Origin of the sequence: Lewinella sp. IMCC34191, assembly GCF_003390935.1 — a bacterium.
In the GTDB taxonomy this organism is placed as follows: domain Bacteria; phylum Bacteroidota; class Bacteroidia; order Chitinophagales; family Saprospiraceae; genus Neolewinella.
On the sequence record NZ_QNQZ01000001.1, the window covers coordinates 211,202 to 229,700 of the forward strand.

Consider the following 18,499-nt stretch of genomic DNA (forward strand, 5'->3'; position numbering starts at 1 on the left):
AAAGAATGGTTTGGTACAAAGCGGTGAGAGGCAGCTTTTTTAGGGTATTCGGCTATGCACAGCAGCATTCGCGCCAGTACTGATGACGGCGACTGTAAAGTACCAGCTCCTAAAGTTGAAAATGCGTAAATCCAGCTCAATAAGCTACTTTGTGGTGGTGTGCGGCCGATACTCCGTCCGAGCCGGATAGTCTCGAAACACCCTCATTCATTTCATTACCCTGGCCCTCGGATGAAAATAAACAACCTCTCCTTTGGCTACGGAAATACCCTCATTTTCGAGGATGTAACTATCGAGCTGGCAGCGGGGAAGATATACGGACTCATCGGCCCTAACGGGGTAGGGAAGACCACCCTGCTTTCCATTCTTGCGGGTATCCAGCGAAAATACGGAGGAAGCGTCGAAGGGATAGACAAACCGGGCCTTCTTCTCCAGAATACCTCCTTCTACGATAACCTGACCGGGGCGGAGAACCTGCGCTTGGTTTGTTACGAGAAGGGCATCGATCCCCGGCGGGTGGAGGAAGCGCTCCGGTGGGTAGCCATCCCCCCTGACCTGAGCGTACAAAAATTCAGTACGTACTCGCAGGGCTACCGGCAGCGGCTGGGTATCGCCCGGAGTTTGCTGACCGACAGCCCCCTCGTACTGCTGGATGAGCCCTTTACGGCGGTTGACGTCGATACGATTGGTGCCCTGAAAAAGGCCATTGTACAGTATGTCTCCGAAACGAATCGAACGATCATGCTATCCTCCCACCAGCTCCGGGAAATTGAGGATATACTGGACCTCACCCTGCTGGTAAAGGATCATACCCTGATCCCGCTACAAACAGCCAATTTGTCCACCCATTTGGAGGGACGGCAGCGGATATATGTCACTTTTCCCCCGGACTTTGAAGCGTTGGACCGCCTGGACGCATGTCCGTATATCCAGGACTTCCGTGCCATCAGCCAAATCGTGATGATCCAAATGCGGCAGGAAGGGACCGTCAGCCTTCTGGTGGACTGGCTGGAATCACATCGGATCGAATGGCGGCGGATCGACCGCAACATGCCCCTCGAGTTTCTCTACGCAACCCACTCCGCATGAACGCGGCCCTATCAAAGCTGTATCTCGAATTTAGAAAGCTGAAAATATCCTTGCTGGTCTTCATCTGCATTGGATTTTCGGCCGTACCCTTTCTGATTACGGAGGTATTTCTGTATTTCTACCGGGATGAACTTATGGGGCAGCCCCTGGCCGTAATTACCGGGAATAACGTAGGGTCATGGTCGGCTTTGCTGTATCCTCTGTTTATAATCGTACTGGCGCAGTCAATCGTCGAAGTGGAGCGCAAGGGGAATTTGCTTCATTATGCCCGGAGCTACCGACGCCATTGGATGGGCTTAATTACGCGGAAGGCTCTGGTAATCTTTAGTTTGCTCCTGACCGTCACCTTCCTGAATATAGCTTTTCACGCCTTACTTATCTATTCCCTCAAGGAGCGAATGGTCGCAGGTGATGTCTCGGAATTGATGCGGGCCGATAGTCAGGACTTTATTCGGATCACCGTAGCCTTAATCCCGCTAGTGTTCTTTCACCTTATGCTGGCTTTGCTGATCCAAAAGTCAGGTATCGGCTACCTGGTAGGTATGCTTCTTTTGGTTACGGGCATACCCATTATAAACCTGACAGATTTGCCAATCAATCCGTACAGTTTCGGCATTGCCAGCCTGAAGCCCGGTCTGGGATTGCACTCGATCGTCTTGCCGGGCGCGGTGGTCATATTGCTCTCCTTGGTCGTTGCGGATTGGGGATTGAAAAGGTGAAAGTGTGTGGTCGGGTCAGGAGGGCGCGGACGTATGGCAGCTGAAGAAACCCCGGCCTTCACTGAATAAGTCATGGCATAATAATTTGGTAGCCGGAAGCCCGAAATTCCCGATCAATAACCAATAATTTCTACATTACACCCCTGGCAGTCCAGTTGAGGCATTGGCAAAAGCGTGGTAGCCTGCGCGATTACCGGCCCGATACTGATCCGCCATGGTAATATGGTTTTTATTTTTTTCAGTTTTTAACCCAGCACATCATGCAAAAATCGTTTTTCCGAGCATTGGCCTTCACGGCCATTGCCCTCCTCCTTATTCCCTGCCTACAAGCACAGCAGCTGGCCTTTCCGGGGGCAGAAGGCTTCGGCCGACACGCCGTCGGCGGTCGCGGCGGCGAGGTCTACTACGTCACCAATCTGAACGATTCCGGCCCCGGGTCCTTCCGCGACGCGGTAAGCGAGCCGTACCGGATGGTCGTCTTCGAAGTTGGTGGCGTTATCAACATCAGCTCCCGGATCGTCGTCAATCACCACATTTACATCGCGGGCCAAACGGCGCCGGGGGAGGGCATCACCATCTACGGGGACGGCCTGGCCTTCAACGATAAGTCCGGAGATAACATCGTTCGCTACATCCGCATCCGGATGGGCAAGAACGGGGAGAGCGAAAAGGATGCCGTCGCCGTTTCGGGCGGTAAAAATTACCTCTTCGATCACGTTTCCATATCCTGGGGGCGTGACGGGACGCTCGACGTGAACGGGAACGGCATCGACAGCCTCACCTTCCAGGACTGTATCATCGGACAGGGTATCAACAATACCAATCACTCGACGGGTGGCCTGATGCAGAGCGGAAAATGGTCCGTGATCCGTTCGCTGTACATCGACAACAAAACGCGGAACCCGAAGGCACGGGGTACGCATGAGTTCATTAATAGCGTGCTCTACAACTGGGCCGAGAATGGCTACATCATGGGCGACACCGAGGGCCTGTCGGAAAGTAACCTGGTGGGTAACTACTTTATCTACGGCCCTTCCAGTAGTAATGATTCCCACATCACCCGCACCACGCCGCAGTTCCACGTCTATGCCGCGGATAACTGGGTGGATAGCGATACGAACGGGACGCTGGATGGCTCCCTCCTGACCGACTATAAAACGGCCACGGTGGAGCCTACGCCCTACGATTATCCGGGGGTGAACGACCTGCTAACGGCACAGGAAGCGGTTAGTCACGTGGTCGACCACGTTGGTGCTTCGCTGCGGCGGGACAGCGTCGATAAATTCCTCATCGACGAATTGACATCCTACGGAACCAAGGGGCAAATCATCGAGACCGAAGACGATAATGGCATCATCAACAATGTCGGGACCGTAAATAGTGGTCCGGTACCCCCGGACACCGACCGAGACGGTATGCCCGACGCCTGGGAGATCAACCGGGGCCTGGATCCGAACACCGCGGACGACGCAGGTGATGACGACCAGGACGGCTATACCAACCTCGAAGAATATCTAAGTTGCATCGTCAGCGGAGACGGCTCCTGCGATTTTAACGTGGTAGTAGACTGTAATGGCGTTGAGGACGGTTCGGCCTACTACGACGAATGCGATCGCTGCGTGGGCGGTGACACCGGACTGGAAGCCTGCGTCACGGATTGCAACGGCGATCAGAACGGTACGGCATCGATCGACGATTGTGGCGTATGCAGCGGTGGTAATACCGGGGTCGAAGCCTGTACCGGCGCTCTCCAGGGAGAAGACTTCTGTTCGGCTACCGGTGTCGCCGAAACCAACAATGAAGGATACATTGGCGAAGGCTACCTCAATCTCGACAACGAACTGAACGCTACGGCCACCTACTACCTGGTTGCTACGGAGGCACAGACCGCGGCCTTTCAGGTGCGCTACGCCAATGGCGCGGGCTCCGCCCGGGGCCTTAACGTGTTGGTCAACGGCGTGCAGCAGGCCACCATCGAGGGTGCCTATACGGGAGGCTGGACGACCTGGCTACAGGAAAGCGTAAGCCTCACGCTGCGGGAGGGACCCAATGAAATAGCCCTACAGGCTAATTCGAATGACGGCGGTCCGAACGTCGACCTGATCTCCTTCGGTAGCCCCAGCCTCGCCGTTTCCGAATGCACGGATTGTAACGGCCAGGTGGACGGTTCGGCCTACTTCGATGAGTGTGGCGAATGCGTTGGCGGAACGACGGGAGCGGAAGCCTGTGAACTCGATTGCAACGGTGACCAGGACGGCTCGGCATACCTGGATGCTTGCGGGGTATGCGTGGCGGGAAATACCGGAAATACGCCCTGCGCATCCGTCATTGAAGCGGAGGAGGCCTGTTACGTGGACGGCGTGACCCTGGAATCGGTCAACGCCGGTTTTTCGGGGGAAGGCTACGTGAATACCGACAACGAAATGGGAACCGCGGTCATCTGGCAAGTTGAAAGTGCCGTTGCTGACAGTACCGAGCTTTCTTTCGTATTCGCCAACGGCGGATCCGGAAACCGGGACGGCCAGCTCTATATCAATGAAGACAGTATCGGCCTCGTCGCCCTGCCGAGTACCGGAAGCTGGACGACCTGGAGTACCGTTACCCTCAAGGTTCCCTTGTCCGCCGGCGTCAACGTCATCGAGTTGGTGGCCGTATCCGGCGACGGACTGGCTAATCTGGACGCGCTGAATTTTTCTACGGCCGTTACCACCGCCCCCTGTGATTTGACATCCCTGCAAGCCGGCTCGCGCCAGCAAAGCCTGCGGCTCTATCCCAACCCCACCGACGGTGCGGTTTACTTCTCGGCCGCCACCCGCTGGGAGTTGCTCACCATAGAAGGGAAGCGGCTGACCGGCGGACAGGGTACGGAGGCGCAACTGGGTGATTACCCCGCCGGATTCTACTTTGTCAAGACCCCGTTCCGGGTATATAAATTGATCAAGCGTTGAGCGACTAATTAAGGTAGTTGCCTACTGATCAGCGGTTCCATTTCTTGCCAACTTTTGGCCGGGGGTGGGACCGCTGTTTACTTTTGGGAGTATTCTTATTTAGCTTTGGGGATAATCACGCCGCGTTTTTTTTCCAGCGTGGGCCATAAGCTACGAATGCCCGATATCCTACGAATTCTGGCAGTTTGTTTTCTGCTGACGTTGCTGCTATCCTGCGATGCGACTGATGGAGCGGAGACTTCCGCCGTTGAAGCAAGCGACCTTGCCCGTTACTGGGAGGCCTACGATTCCGTGTCCGTTACTACGGATTCGGTCCGGTCGCTTCGTCTCCTCAACGAGTTATTCATCGATAAGGCCAGCGATGGTCAGGAAGCGCTCTTCGCGGCGCGTCGGTATACCCCGGAGGAATACGTCCGGTACATAAAAAACTACCCGAAGTATTACGCCTCTATCCGCTCGAATGTCCAAGAGCACGATGGGACCATTGATAGCCTGGATATTTACTTAGCTCGCTTACGGAAACTCTACCCGGAAGCCCGGCCGGCGACGGTCTATCTGGGGATGGGAAACATGCGCACTTCTGGTACCACCGTCGATTCCAGCGTCCTGATCGGGACGGAACTGGCCTTCGGGGACGAGACGGTGGATGTTTCGGAACTTCCGCCCGAGCTCGATTACGTGAAGGACTATATGCTTACGAATCCGGTCCGGAACATCGACTTCCTCACCGTACATGAATTCGTGCATACCCAGCAGCGGGAATCCTTCGGTGTCAGCCTACTGGCCTCCGCCCTGCGGGAAGGAAGCGCTGAATTTATAGCCGAACTCGCTTCGGGCAAGGTTTCATCATCACCCGCCCTTACCTACGGCAAGGAAAACGAGGACGACGTCTTCGCCGCTTTCCGGCGGCAGCTGTTTAATCGCAACGTAGGCTACTGGCTGTGGTCCAGCGCGGAGAATGACTTCGGGGTCCGTGACCTAGGGTATTATACCGGATACAGGCTGGCGCAGCACTATTATCAGCATTCTTCTGATTCCATGCTTGCCATCAGGCAGCTGATCGAACTGGATTACGCCGACTCAACGGCTGTTACCGATTTCGTCAACCGCATTGGTTATTTCGAAGAGGATATGGCCGAACTAGAGGCCGCGTACCGGCGAGATCAACCCCGGGTGGAACGACTGGTCCGGGATGGCAATCAACTTACGGTGTACTTTTCCGAGGCTATGTTGCCGCCTTACCGCGGCTTTGATTACGGCCCCCTGGGGGCGTCGGCCCTGCTGCCGGTGACCGAGGTAATTGGGTTCGCCCCGGATTCGACCGCGATCACCTTCACCGTGGATATCCGACCGGGTGAGGTTCAACAACTGACGATGACCGGCAATTTTCGCGACCCCGGTGGAGTGGAACTGGCGCCTTATCTGATTGAAATACGTCCGGAGTAAAATTACCGTAGGTCAGGGGGTAATATGGCGAGGAAGGGCCGTGTCCCAGTCCATGACGTCGAACTTCTCTACAATCCGCTGGTCTTTGCCCACGAGGTACGCGATTCTAGAGCAATAGGCTTTCCGGTACTTGCCGTACAGATCTTCATTGTACGGATCCCGGGTGTCCACGTTCCAACCGGGAGACGGGCGTTTGAAACCGGCGTCTAGGCGCAGGGCATAAATGTCTTCTTCGTAAGTCTTTTGGATGGCCGTAAACGCTTCCCCGGATAGGGTATCTCCGCCGCATCCGCAGGAATTAGCCACAACGATTGGTCTGTCTTGCATTTCCGCACTTCGTAGGGAATCGCCGTCGGTAGTCACGAAAACGAAGGAAGGAGCCAGCATACCGACCTGGGTACCTACGAGACCAGCGAAGGTTGGATCCCTGACGAGCGTGATATAACTGCCGTCGTTCGTAATGCTGTCAAAGCGATAGTGTTCGCCGGCCAGCGTCAGAAACTCGCCCGTCGTTATGATATCGTGGCGGGGCAGGGTGTCGAGCTGCTTATCATTTGTTCCGATGATGGCTAATTCGGCCCGATTGCCGTACGTGAATGTCTTGGCCATCATCCAATCGATCGCGCCTAGCTGATAGGTGTCCTTTCCGACAGCGACCTCCGTTCGCAGATACTCGTTTCTCCCGTATAGAATCCAATCTTCGTCTTGAGCACTACGACCAATTTTGATGTAGGAGGAATCACGAAAGACGGTACCCTCGACACGGCGCTGGTAATAGCAGAGTATACTGTTGTCAGCGGTCTTTGAATGGGCCCGGAGCAAATACCGCACCGGGTCGTCCGTAAAGTCTTGGTTATCATTTTGGTCTACCACGAATACTTCTAACCCTTCCTGCGTGCCCGTAATGATGTCGATATGGTCCGCGTCATCCGCCCGTAGATCGATCACCATTCTTGCCCCCCGGATAGCGGAGATCCTGTCTGGATAAACGATCGGGTAGGGGAATAAGCCCATGGTATCGACGAAGTCCAGACTCCCCGCGCCAAATTCGTACAAGCCTCTGCCTTCCACCTTCTCGGTCCGTAGGATCAATGTATCGGGCGGACTCGCGCTGGTGCTTTCTTCCGTTTCAGGCCGTTCGTCCGCGCAGGCCGGCAGCATAAGTAGGAGGACGGATAATGGAAAAAGGTAATAATGGAAGAGTTTCACCGCATCGACTTGAAAAAACAATCCTTATGGAGCGTAAGGGCATCCACCCCTTAAATATAAGCAGAATATGCTTACTGCGGTACCGAAAAGTCAATAGGGAGTCCCATTGGCCCCTACGATCATGCTTTCCATAGTCGATAAAATGGATTTAAGTTTAAGTTGTCTTCTTGCCAGGGCGATGCATATATCAAATATGTCGGCGCAATGATCTACCGGCGGTGCGCGTACCAAGTCAGCAGGCCGATCAGCAGGATCAGGCCGAGAAAGAAACCCGCGACTACGTCCGTCCCCCAGTGTACGCCGAGGTACACCCTCGAAAAGGGAACGGTGAACACAAGACTGAGGGAGAGGATCCCGACCGTCAGCCGCACCCCAATCGGCCAGGTATCCATACGGTACATCAGGTAGGCAATAAAGCCGAAGAAGACGGTATAGAAGGTGACGTGCCCGCTCGGAAAGCTCTGGAATTGGGCTTCATACACGACCCGCACCAGATCGGCGGTCGGGCGCTGGCGGTTCAGGATGAGTTTGGCCCCGGCGATGACCGGCAGACTGAGAGCGGTAGCGAGCACGAACCCGGCCTCCCGCCGCGCCCCGCTGAGGTAGAAGGCCAGGGTGGCCAACACAATGGAGGCGATGGCCCCGAAGTTGCTCCCAAACCAACTGATTGCCTTCATCAGCCAGTCGAGCAACGGGGACTGATGTTCCTGCAACTCCTCCGAGAACTCGATGTCGATGACCGATGCCGGCAGCAGCCAGACGAAAACCGATAGCAGAATATATCCCGCCACGAGACCTAACACCACGTGAACGGCCAACTGCTCGTCGCGACGCAGGTACCGAATAGCCGCTTTAATCGTCGAAATCATGGACCTTCAGCAATTAGGGGTACAGGGCAAATACCCGGTGGGGGGGCGAGAAAAACGTAGCCCCGGATTGCTGGGCTGACCCGCTCGGTGGAAGCTGCCCCGCGCGTGGCGGATAAAGGTGCGGAAAAATTCCGGATACTATTTGACGGACATCTTTCCTGCGCGCCGCCGCCCAAATGCCTGGTGTCGCAAGTGCCGACCGGCTTAAACTTACAGAGCGGGCGGACAGCCAGCCGAAATTTAGCGTATTGCCATACCGGCGGGTGAAGATCTTCTCCGAACCGAGTGATTTCGGCGGTAAATTACCGGGCTTACCGGCGGATGTAATACCCCGGTCGTGCAGCCAGGTAACTCCTTAAAACCAAATACGGACGGTTTGAAAAAATCCATTATTTCCCGCACCGTCTGGTTGCTCGGCCTGGTGAGCCTGCTCACCGACGTGGCCAGTGAAATGCTCTACCCGGTCATGCCGCTCTACCTGGAGAGCATTGGCTTTTCCGTGGCGGGCATCGGCGTGTTGGAGGGTCTGGCCTCGGCGACCGCCGGGCTTTCCAAGGGATACTTCGGACAGTGGTCCGACCGCACCGGGCGGCGGCTGCCCTTCGTGCGCCTGGGCTACGGCATCAGCGCGGTGGCCAAACCCCTAATGGCGGTCTTCACCGCCCCGTGGTGGGTCTTCATTGCCCGTACCGCCGAGCGGCTGGGTAAAGGGATCCGGACGGGCGGTCGCGATGCCATGCTGGCCGGCGCGGCTACCCCCGCCACCCGCGCCCGGGTGTTCGGCTTTCACCGGGCCATGGATACGACCGGCGCGGCCATCGGTCCCTTACTGGCCCTGGGTTTTTTGTGGTGGTATCCCGGGCAGTACCGCTGGCTATTTCTAGCTTCGGCCGTACCGGGGTTGTTGGCGGTGGCCGCGACCCTGCTGCTCCGGGAGCGGGCGGTTACACCCCAACCCGGCGGGCGTCCCGGGCTGCTGGACTTCGTCCGCTACCTCCGCACCGCCCCCGCCGCTTACCGCCGCCTGTTCGGGGTGCTGACCGCCTTTGCTCTCATCAACAGCTCCGACCTTTTCCTCCTGCTTCTGCTGAAGGAAATCGGGTTGGCCGATACCGCCGTCATCGGATGGTACATCTTTTACAATTTGGTGTACGCCGTCCTGGCCTATCCCTTTGGCGGACTGGCCGACCGCTTGGGACCCCGCCGGGTATACGCGGGAGGTCTACTGGTTTTCGCGGCCGTATACTTCGGGCTATCGCAGGTGACGGAGGTCTGGATGATTGCCGGACTGTTTGCCGCCTACGGGCTATACGCCGCCGCTACCGAAGGCGTGGCGAAGGCCTGGGTGAGCGAACTGGTACCGGCTAACGAAACCGGCACGGCGATCGGTACCGTCAGCGCGGCGGAGAGCGTGGCCACCCTGGTAGCGAGTTCGGCGGCGGGAGCGGTTTGGGCTTTCTTCGGGGCGGAGGTGTTGTTCGTGGGCACGGCCGTTTTAGCGGCGACGGTCGGCTTGTACGCCCTGACCCTGCGGCGCGTGCGTGCACCCCTCCCGTAGATCGTGGGAAGGAGCAGCATGCGCCCGCCCCGGCGAACCAACGTTTGGGGGTTGCTACTACGTCTGCAGAAAAAATGCTGATTATGTCGGTGTATCCTTGCTTGCTTGCCACGCTGTTCTTGAGCCTCGTGCTTTTCTCCTGCGGAGACGATGACGACGGCTCGGTGGGTGATCCCGTCCTCCAATTGCTGCCGCATACTGGCGTTCGATTCGTGGAGGTCGATTCATTGACACGGACATTCGAACGGGTTGCATCCGGCGATAGCCTATTGCTGGAAGCCCGACTCTACCGCGACCCAATCCCGGAAGCGATTGATGATGAACACGAATTGGTCCTCACGATTCCCCTGGCCGCGGACGCTCTCTCCTTCAGCTACGTCGGCGCTTCCATACCAATGTCATCCGCCTTTCTCAGTGCCGAGAATTGCTTCTGTTTCGGGCAGCGCGCGGCACCCATCACCAATGGCGAGATATCCGGCCAACGGGAACGAGCGGATGTCTGGCGAGTGCGTGGTTACGTCACCACGGAAACCGGCTTTCACTTCGAAGTGGGGGGAAGGTATACCGTTCGGTAGACGGCGACTGATAGCTGGCGTCCCTGTCCTTCACTCGGCTGTCGGGCAGGTAGGGGCGGGCCGGCAGACCGACCCGTACCGTTACTCGGCCGACGGGGGCGGCGTCTCCGTGCCCCAATCCTTGTTGGGCTCATCTCCCATGGTGAAAACCAGCTTGCCACCCTGCATCAGTTCGTCCCGGTACAACCAGCAGTTGTCCAGGGGTTTGCCGTTCCATTCGGCCGATTGGACGTAGACGTTGTCCTTACTCGTATCTTTTGCCTCGATGACGAGCGTGTTTCCGTTGCCCAGCTGAATGGTGGACCTACTGAACAGCGGACTGCCCAGTTCAACGACGGGGCGGGCATCGGTGAAGCCTTTGACGTCAAATAGGCCGAGGGAACTGATGACGTACCAGGCGCCCAGTTGGCCCTGGTCCTCATCCTGACCGTAGCCGTAACCGTGGATGGGGTCGATGCCGTAGAATTCATCGCAGATCCGGCGCGTCCATTTCTGGGTCAGCCAGGGCTTGCCGGAGAAATTGAACAGCCAGCTGATGTGCAGACAGGGCTGGTTGCCGTGATTGTAGATGGCCCGGATGCCGGCGAAGGCATCGATCTCCTTGCCGCCCCCGAAGCCGGTTTTAGCCGAGGCGGTGAAGATGCTGTCCAGGCGGTTATTGAAGGTATCGCGCCCGAGGGCCCTGACCAGTCCCGCGGGGTCGTGGGGGACGTAAAAGGTATACTGCATCGCGTTCCCCTCCTGAAAGCCGCGCCACGGCTGGTAGGGATCGAAGTTATCCGCGAAGCTGCCGTCCGCCAGTCGCGGCTGCATCAATTTATTCTCCGGGTTGAGAATCATCTTCCAGCCGTCGGAAAGATCGCTCAGCTGCTCGTAATCGGCTGTTTTACCCAGTGCCTTCGCCATCTGCGCGGCGGCGTAGGCGCTGAAGCTGTACTCCAGCGTGTGGGAATTGGCGAAGTAGGATCCCGTCGAATCCGTCCGGAACCATTCGCCCTCGTACTGCTCGTAGTCGTCCCGGAAGGGGACGTAACCGTTTTCGGTAAAGGCCTGGACGTCCATCTTTCCCGAGCCGAAGGCACGGTCCCGAAAATCCAATTCGTTCGCCCGCACGGCCTCGTAGGCTAAGTCGACATCATAGTCGCGGATGCCGGTTTGGTAGGCGGCCGCCACGGCCAGTCCTACGAAGTTGGTGCCCACCCCCGATACGTATTCGCTGTTGGCGAGCCCGTCGCCGAACCAGCCCTTATCGCGGTATACCTGCAGCTCGGTATTGACGTAGTTGCTGTACCACTCGGGGTAGGAGAGGGCCCAGAGTTGGGTGATGTTCCAGAAGCCGCCCCAGATGGCATCGGTATTGATGAACTCCGGCCGCTTGCCCGTGCTGTCCGCCTCCAGCCGGCCGACCCGGCCGCCGTGCTGCGGATAGTCACCGTTCACGTCACTGGCGATCCCGCGACCCAGCAGGGCGTGGTACAGACCGGTGTAGAACTTGGTCTTGCCCTGCTCGCTCGGCCCCTCGACTTTGATCTTGCCCAGTTCCCGTTCCCAGGTACTCTGGGCGGCCTGGCGGGCCGCGTCGAAGTCGAGGTCATCGGCTTCGGCCAGCAGGTTAGCTTTGGCGTTGGCGATGGAGGTATAGGAGAGGCCGATCTTTAGTTCGATCGTCTCCCTGGCCTCCGTTTGAAAGTTCAGCGCCAGCCCGGCTCCCTTTCCCGCGGCCGACTTTTCGCCCGACCGCACGCCTTCCTTCGTAAAGGCATCCACGCCGGCCGGTGCCTTGCTGATTTCCCCGTAGACGTACATGTTGACCTGTCCTCCGGGATCGTACGTATGCACGTACTTGGGGTAGGTGCTCACGAAGCCTTGGAAGTGCATGTCGTCCACCATCCGCACACTGGCGTCGGTCACCTCGCCGCTCTCTCCCTGGGTGTTGCCGATGTCGAGCAGGATGTGGGCCCGATCGCTTTCCGGAAAGGTGTAGCGATGAAAGCCGACCCGCTTGGTGGCCGTCAGCTCGGCCGTGATGTCGTAATCGTCGAGCCGTACCCGGTAGTAGCCGGGCTTCGCCAGTTGATTTTCGCGGTCGAAACGGGAGCGGTAGCCGCCGTCGGGATTTTCAAGCTCACCGGGCCGTACTTGTAGTTCTCCGGTGGTGGGCATGAAGCTCACGCCGCCCACCTGCCATTCGTGGAAGTGTACGAAACCCTCGATGGAGTTGTGCCGGGTATCGTAGCCCACGGCTTCCCAGCCCGAGGCATTCCCGTAGTGGCCGTTCGTGGAGGGGGCCAGCTTGGCCATGCCGTAGGGGAGGGCGGCCGGCGTGTAGAAAAACCAGCGGCTGTGGGCGGTGCCGATGTCGGGATCGACGTACCGCAGGACGCTCTGTGCGTGGGTAATTTGGGCGATTAGTAAGCAGGCCGGTAGCAGCCATCCCATCGGAAGAAAACGTTTCATGATCTGACATTAAGCAGTGCGCCGGAACGAATCGGGCGCACCACGGACCGGGAAGAAATGCGGGCCGTAAAATAGGGTGCGGATCGCTGGTGCGACCTGCCCTTAGCCACGCTTGGCGGCACGGACGAACGTGAACGGAGATTTAAGTTACGGTTAAGTCATGGCCGGCCGTGCAAAAATGGGCCCCGGGGCGATCTACTTTGGCCGGTAGTAATCGCAAATAAAGCAACAGACCTTATGCAATTCCGGCTCGCCGTCCTTATCCTGCTCATCCTGGCCCTCGTCGGTGGTCCGGCCTTCGCGCAGCAGCAACAGCAGGTAATCCTGATTTCGATCGATGGCTTCCGGCCCGATTTTTACCTGGACGACGCGTGGCCGGCGCCTATTCTGCAACATATGGCGGAGCACGGTGCGCATGCGGAGGCCGTACGTGGCGTATTCCCTTCGGTCACCTATCCTTCCCACACGACCATCATCACCGGGAGAACGCCCGCCGCACACGGTATTTACTACAATGCCCCCTTCGAGCCGGAAGGCGCCACGGGACGCTGGTACTGGGAATACGGTAGCATAAAAACGCCGACGCTGTTCTCCCTGAGCCGCGAAGCGGGTCTCACCTCGGCGGCGATCGCCTGGCCGGTCACCGTGGACGCACCCATCGACTACAACCTGCCCGAGGTGTGGTCGCTAAATGAGAACGAGGAGCGCCTGAGCCCCCTGCGGGAAGAGGCTATGCCCGCGGGCTTCCTGGAAGAGATCGAAACCCACGCTACCGGTAAAATCACGAGCACCAACTACGGCAACGAAGGGTACTTCGCCCGGGAGCAGCGCTTCGCCGCGGCCGCTTCCTACATTTTCGAGACCTACCAGCCCGATCTGCTGGCGGTGCACCTGCTGTCCGTGGATCACTTTCAGCATACCGACGGTCGGGAAGGCTACATGCCCCGACGGGCGGTGAGCGCGGTGGATGCCGCCATCGGTCAGATCCTGGAAACGGTCGAACGGCTGGGTAAAATGGAGACCACCACCTTCATCATCACCGGGGATCACGGCTTCGTGGATATTCACTCTTCCCTGGCACCCAATGTACTGCTGAAACAACACGGCTTTATCGGCGAAGAGGGCGAAGCCTGGAAGGCGAAATTTCATACCTCGGGTGCCGCGGCCTTCCTGCACGTGAACGATGCGCGGGATACGGAATCGGTCGCGCAGGTCCGCGAACTGCTCAACGCGCTGCCCGCCAATCAGCGAAAGCTCTTTCGGATCGTGGAAAAGGACGAGTTGGTTACAGTAGGAGCGGACCCAAGTGTCGAACTCGCCATCGCTCCTACGGAAGGTATCGGGATGAGCTCCCGTACCGGCGGTGCTTTGGTGGGCTCGGCGAGCGGGGGAACGCACGGGTTCTTCCCTGACGGCGACCACATTCAAACCGGCTTCATCGCCTTTGCCGGGCGGGCGAAGAAAGGTACCGTAGTCAAACAGATGGAACTGACCGACATCGCCCCGCTGATCGCCGAAATCCTCGGTTTGGAATTCACGGAGAGCGACGGGTTGACCTACCCCGGGATATTGAGCACTACCGCATCGGGCGCGGCCGGTAAGTAAAGCTTGCCAATAAATTAATGCGGGATTTACCTGGACGAAACGGCCGTGGCCGTTCTTTCATCGTATGCACGACCGAGCCATACCCAATCCGTCCCACCATGCTGAATCCGCCCCGGAACTACCCGGCTGCCTGCGTGACCACGGTCGGCGTCGGCGGTACGTAGCCGGTGCGTACGTCTACCGGCCGGTGGACCAGATGACGTTGATCTACTTCATCTCCGCGGGCACGGTCAAGATCGGTAGCTACAGTCCGGAAGGCAGGGAAGTGGTTTACGACACGGCCGGGCCGGGAGACTTCTTTGGCAACCTCAAATACCTGGGTAACCGGGGCGGGTTCCAGGAATTCGTCCGCGCCCTCACCGAAGTGGAAGTCGACACCCTGGATTTGGTGACCTTTAAGCGGATCCTGGCTACCCAGCCTTCAGTACAGGAATGGTTTTCGCGCCTCATGGTGAAACGCTGGGCGCGGGCCGAAGCCCGGCTGTACCGCATTTCCGCCCTGCGTCCCCTGGAGCGACTCCGCCAGGTGCTCTGCGAAGTAGGCGACGACGACGCCCGGGCGCCGGAGGTGCTCACCCAATCGGACCTGGCCAACCTGACCGGACTGACCCGGCAAACCGTGGCCAAGCTGCTGCGGGAATTGTAAAGCCAGCTTTAGCTCCGGGTTAAGCGGAACGCAGCGAAGACCATCCTAGGTTAACATTCTAACAAGCCTGCCCCGACGGGACCGGGGATGTTAAAAACGAACATCCGGCCGGCCGGTGGCCCCGATAGTTTTGCGGCAACCAATTGATACTTGCATGACTTTCCGCAGTAAATTTTACCTTGTTTTTGTCTCATTTCTCCTGGCTAGTATGTGTCTCTCCGCCCAGGCGACCAACGCTTCCTTCACCGGGGTGGTCCGGGAGGCCGCCGGCGAAACGCTCATCGGCGCGACCGTAACCATCACCAATACCGCCACCGGCTTCACCACCGGTACGCTCACGAATACCGAGGGCGAATACCTCATTCAACAGGTGCCGCTGGGTGGACCGTACGACGTGACGGTATCGTACGTGGGCTACGGCCTGACGCGCCGCTCGGGTTACACCGTGAATCAGGGCAACACCGTACGCGTCGATTTCGAGATCACCTCCGAGGCCAACGATCTCGACCTAGTCGTGGTCTCCGGCAGCGACCTTCGAAACCGGATCAACCAGATCGGATCCACCACGGAGATTTCCTCCCAGCAGATCCGTAACCTCCCCACGGAAGGCCGCAACTTCACCCGGCTGACGAGCCTTTCGCCCCTGCAGGGTGGGGGAGAGATCAACCTCGGCGGACAGCGCCGTACCTCCACCAACGTAACCATCGACGGGGTCAACGCCCGCAACCAGCTGACGGCCGGGGAGATCGGCCGCGGCCCCTACACCATCAGTCAGGAGGCCGTCCGTGAGTTTGAGGTATCGACCAACGATTACGACGTGACGCAAGGGCGCCAGGGCGGCGGATCCATCAGTGCCACCACCAAATCGGGGACCAATGAATTCTCCGGTAGCGCCTTTTTCTTTCACCGCAACGACGCCCTGCAGAGTTCCTACGATATCCGGGGCAACGACCGGACGGCCGACTTCTACAACTCCCAGTACGGATTCAGCCTAGGCGGACCGCTGATCAAGGACAAGCTGCTCTTCTTCACCGTTTACGAGCGCCAGGACGCGGGGGAGCCCGAATTCATCGCGGACCTGCAAACCACCGAGGACGAGGACCGCATCGGCATCACCCGCGAAAACCTGGACCGCTTCCAGGCAATCGCCCGCGAGAAGTACGGCGTCAGCGACGAGCGGCAGGTGGGGCAGTTCGACCGGACCACGACGGCCAATACCTGGTTCGCCCGGCTGGACTGGCAGGTCAGCGACCGGCATACCCTGACACTGCGGAACAACTACAACAAGTGGGACAATCCGTTCAGCGTTTCCGACAACAGCTCGATCGGCTTGGCGGAGTCCTGGGGCGATTTCTCCTCCATGGAGAACAGCACGCTGCTGAGCCTTCGGAGCGCCTTTACGCCTACGCTGCTCAACGAATTCAAGGTACAGTACCAGTACGCCGAACGGGCCTATACGGCCAGTTCCCAGTTGCCGGGCGTGAATATTCCGCGGGCCATCGTGGACATCACCTCCACCTTGCCGAACGGCAGCGAGCGTACCCTCACCGCCCAGATCGGCGGTCAGCGCTACACCCCGGAGACCAACGTCGAGCGGATGGTACAGCTCACCAACACGACCTACCTCAGCGCGGGGCGTTTCAACTTTACCTTCGGTACGGATAACCTGATCACGGACCTGGAAACCCTGCTTTCCAACGAGCAGAACGGCCGCTTTTTCTTCAACTCCCTCGAAGATTTCGCTAATCTGAATCCCTCGCGCTACGCCCGCGAAGTTCCCCTGCGCGGCCTTCCCCTCGTGGAGCAGACGGTGATGGACCTGAGCCTCTTCGGACAGGTGCAGTTCGAACCCTTGGCGAACCTGAGTGCCACCTTCGGCGTGCGTTGGGACGCCACCGTTTTCTCGGACGCGGCGGACTACAATCCCGTGGTCGACGAAGACCTGGGAATCCGGACCGATAATAAACCTTCCGACTGGGACAACATCCAGCCCCGCCTGCAGCTGACCTATGACCTGGGTGGCCGCAGCACGGACATCTTCCGCCTCGGCGGCGGGGTATTCAGCTCGCAGCCGCACTACTACGCCCAGGTCAATAATATCCAGAACAGCGGCGTACTGCTGGGAGCCATCGACGTGACCGGTGACGATGTACCCACACCTGACTTTCCCGGCTACCGGGAGGACCCCTCCACCGTACCCGGCGTGCCCGCCGGTCAGGTGCCATTTTCGACCATCAATGCCGTGAGCGACGACTTCGAGGTGCCGACTACTTTCAAGGGGAACTTCAACTATACCCACCTCTTCGGCAATCGATACAGCCTGGGGGTCAACGTGCTGGTCAGCCGGACCGTAAACAACTACACCTACCAGGAGGCGAACCTGGTAAAGGATCCTTACTTCGAATCCACCAGCGACGGCCGCCCCGTATTCGTACCCGCCGAAACCATCACGCCCAACGGCTCCACCGACTGGACCGACAGTCGCATCTCCGACCGGATCGGCCGCACCCTGCTGCTGACATCCGACGGGGAACTGAATCAGACGGCCCTGATCTTCGAGGGCACCGCCCGAATAGGCGAGGACGGCTACCTCAATGCCGCTTTCACCTTCAACCGGACGCGGGACAACAGCAGCTACAACTGCTGCGTGGCCAACACCTCCACCTTCCTGCCGGTAACCGGTGACCCGCGCGACCTCAACTACGGCATTTCCGACAACAACTTCGACCACAAACTGGTCGTGAACGGTTCCACCCCGACCTGGAAAGGACTGAACCTCGGCTTTACCGTACTGGGGTCCGGCGGCTCGCCCTACGGATTCACCGTCAACAGCAACCGGAGCGCCAACGGCGACTTCAACCTGCGCAACGACATTGCCTACATCTACGATCCGGCCGATCCGGCTACCCCGGAGGACATTCGCGAGGCCTACCGCGATATCCTCGACGATCCCGAAGTGCCGGGCCACTATAAGGATTACCTGCGCGAAAGCTTCGGCGGCTTCGCCCGGCGCAACGGCGGCTCCTCTCCCTTCCGCGCGATCGTGGACCTGCGCGCGGCCTACGCCCTGAAGTTCCCGGGCCTTCCCCACGGTCTGGAGCTGACGGCCGACGTATTCAACTTCGCCAACCTGCTCAACCGCGACTGGGGCGTCACGAACGACTACTCGAGCGAGAACCGCCTGATGCGCATCACGGGTTTCGACCAGGAGACCCAGGCCTATAGCTACGCGGTTAATTCCGGCGTGGCCGCCGAGCCCATCAACGGAACGCCGTGGCGCGTTCAGCTGGGCGTCCGGTACACCTTCAACCAATAACCAGCCACCAGCAACCAGTAACCAGCAACCAAAAACCAGTAACCAGTAGCACCAATATTTCG

Annotated in this window: 12 protein-coding genes; 9 read left to right on the plus strand and 3 right to left on the minus strand. The window is 58.6% G+C overall.

The features are described from left to right. The first annotated feature begins 231 nt into the window (after positions 1-231). From DRW39_RS00875 to DRW39_RS00890, 4 genes are all read left to right on the plus strand, one after another. Positions 232-1,089, plus strand: coding sequence for an ATP-binding cassette domain-containing protein (locus tag DRW39_RS00875; protein ID WP_116105104.1), 858 nt, complete (start codon positions 232-234; stop codon positions 1,087-1,089). Then, positions 1,086-1,808, plus strand: coding sequence for a hypothetical protein (locus tag DRW39_RS00880; RefSeq protein ID WP_116105105.1), 723 nt, complete (start codon positions 1,086-1,088; stop codon positions 1,806-1,808). Before DRW39_RS00875 ends, DRW39_RS00880 begins: the two co-directional genes overlap by 4 nt. A gap of 260 nt (positions 1,809-2,068) precedes the next feature. Continuing rightward, entirely contained in the window at positions 2,069-4,756 is a 2,688-nt protein-coding gene (locus DRW39_RS22160; protein WP_157975842.1) for a carbohydrate-binding protein, read from the plus strand. 156 nt (positions 4,757-4,912) lie between these two features. After that, positions 4,913-6,202: a hypothetical protein gene (locus DRW39_RS00890; protein ID WP_116105106.1), complete on the plus strand. Its 1,290-nt coding sequence runs from the start codon at positions 4,913-4,915 to the stop codon at positions 6,200-6,202. Between the two features lie 12 nt (positions 6,203-6,214). Here the strand turns inward: DRW39_RS00890 and DRW39_RS00895 are convergent, their stop codons facing one another. Both DRW39_RS00895 and DRW39_RS00900 read right to left on the minus strand, forming a co-directional pair. Continuing rightward, the gene (locus DRW39_RS00895; protein WP_116105107.1) at positions 6,215-7,363 is read right to left on the minus strand and encodes a hypothetical protein; all 1,149 of its coding nucleotides are present in this window, start codon (positions 7,361-7,363) and stop codon (positions 6,215-6,217) included. A 257-nt stretch (positions 7,364-7,620) separates the two neighbouring features. Further along, positions 7,621-8,280, minus strand: coding sequence for a phosphatase PAP2 family protein (locus DRW39_RS00900; protein ID WP_116105108.1), 660 nt, complete (start codon positions 8,278-8,280; stop codon positions 7,621-7,623). A gap of 376 nt (positions 8,281-8,656) precedes the next feature. Here DRW39_RS00900 and DRW39_RS00905 point away from each other — a divergent pair, with 376 nt between their 5' ends. Together DRW39_RS00905 and DRW39_RS00910 are read left to right on the plus strand one after the other, a co-directional pair. Then, positions 8,657-9,838 (plus strand): MFS transporter, encoded by a 1,182-nt coding sequence (locus DRW39_RS00905; RefSeq protein WP_116105792.1) that lies wholly within the window; start codon positions 8,657-8,659, stop codon positions 9,836-9,838. An 83-nt stretch (positions 9,839-9,921) separates the two neighbouring features. Then, complete coding sequence (locus DRW39_RS00910) at positions 9,922-10,413, plus strand: hypothetical protein (protein ID WP_157975843.1); 492 nt, start codon at positions 9,922-9,924, stop codon at positions 10,411-10,413. Positions 10,414-10,494: 81 nt separating this feature from the next. Here the strand turns inward: DRW39_RS00910 and DRW39_RS00915 are convergent, their stop codons facing one another. After that, a complete protein-coding gene (locus tag DRW39_RS00915; RefSeq protein ID WP_116105110.1) occupies positions 10,495-12,870 on the minus strand; it encodes a GH92 family glycosyl hydrolase in 2,376 nt (791 codons plus the stop codon). A 237-nt stretch (positions 12,871-13,107) separates the two neighbouring features. Between DRW39_RS00915 and DRW39_RS00920 the strand changes: the two genes are divergently transcribed. The 3 genes from DRW39_RS00920 (at position 13,108) to DRW39_RS00930 (ending at position 18,437) form a co-directional block, all read left to right on the plus strand. After that, positions 13,108-14,475 (plus strand): alkaline phosphatase family protein, encoded by a 1,368-nt coding sequence (locus tag DRW39_RS00920; protein WP_116105111.1) that lies wholly within the window; start codon positions 13,108-13,110, stop codon positions 14,473-14,475. Between the two features lie 64 nt (positions 14,476-14,539). Then, positions 14,540-15,121: a Crp/Fnr family transcriptional regulator gene (locus DRW39_RS00925; protein ID WP_116105112.1), complete on the plus strand. Its 582-nt coding sequence runs from the start codon at positions 14,540-14,542 to the stop codon at positions 15,119-15,121. Positions 15,122-15,329: 208 nt separating this feature from the next. Then, a complete protein-coding gene (locus DRW39_RS00930) occupies positions 15,330-18,437 on the plus strand; it encodes a TonB-dependent receptor (RefSeq protein ID WP_198664738.1) in 3,108 nt (1,035 codons plus the stop codon). Positions 18,438-18,499 lie beyond the last annotated feature (62 nt).

Coding starts and splice junctions, on each gene's coding strand:
- DRW39_RS00910 (WP_157975843.1), top strand. CDS start 9,922: ATGTCGGTGTATCCTTGCTTGCTTGCCACGCTGTTCTTGAGCCTCGTG.
- DRW39_RS00890 (WP_116105106.1), top strand. CDS start 4,913: ATGCCCGATATCCTACGAATTCTGGCAGTTTGTTTTCTGCTGACGTTG.
- DRW39_RS22160 (WP_157975842.1), top strand. CDS start 2,069: ATGCAAAAATCGTTTTTCCGAGCATTGGCCTTCACGGCCATTGCCCTC.
- DRW39_RS00880 (WP_116105105.1), top strand. CDS start 1,086: ATGAACGCGGCCCTATCAAAGCTGTATCTCGAATTTAGAAAGCTGAAA.
- DRW39_RS00895 (WP_116105107.1), bottom strand. CDS start 7,363: ATGCTGCCGGCCTGCGCGGACGAACGGCCTGAAACGGAAGAAAGCACC.
- DRW39_RS00875 (WP_116105104.1), top strand. CDS start 232: ATGAAAATAAACAACCTCTCCTTTGGCTACGGAAATACCCTCATTTTC.
- DRW39_RS00925 (WP_116105112.1), top strand. CDS start 14,540: ATGCACGACCGAGCCATACCCAATCCGTCCCACCATGCTGAATCCGCC.
- DRW39_RS00920 (WP_116105111.1), top strand. CDS start 13,108: ATGCAATTCCGGCTCGCCGTCCTTATCCTGCTCATCCTGGCCCTCGTC.
- DRW39_RS00930 (WP_198664738.1), top strand. CDS start 15,330: ATGTGTCTCTCCGCCCAGGCGACCAACGCTTCCTTCACCGGGGTGGTC.
- DRW39_RS00915 (WP_116105110.1), bottom strand. CDS start 12,870: ATGAAACGTTTTCTTCCGATGGGATGGCTGCTACCGGCCTGCTTACTA.
- DRW39_RS00900 (WP_116105108.1), bottom strand. CDS start 8,280: ATGATTTCGACGATTAAAGCGGCTATTCGGTACCTGCGTCGCGACGAG.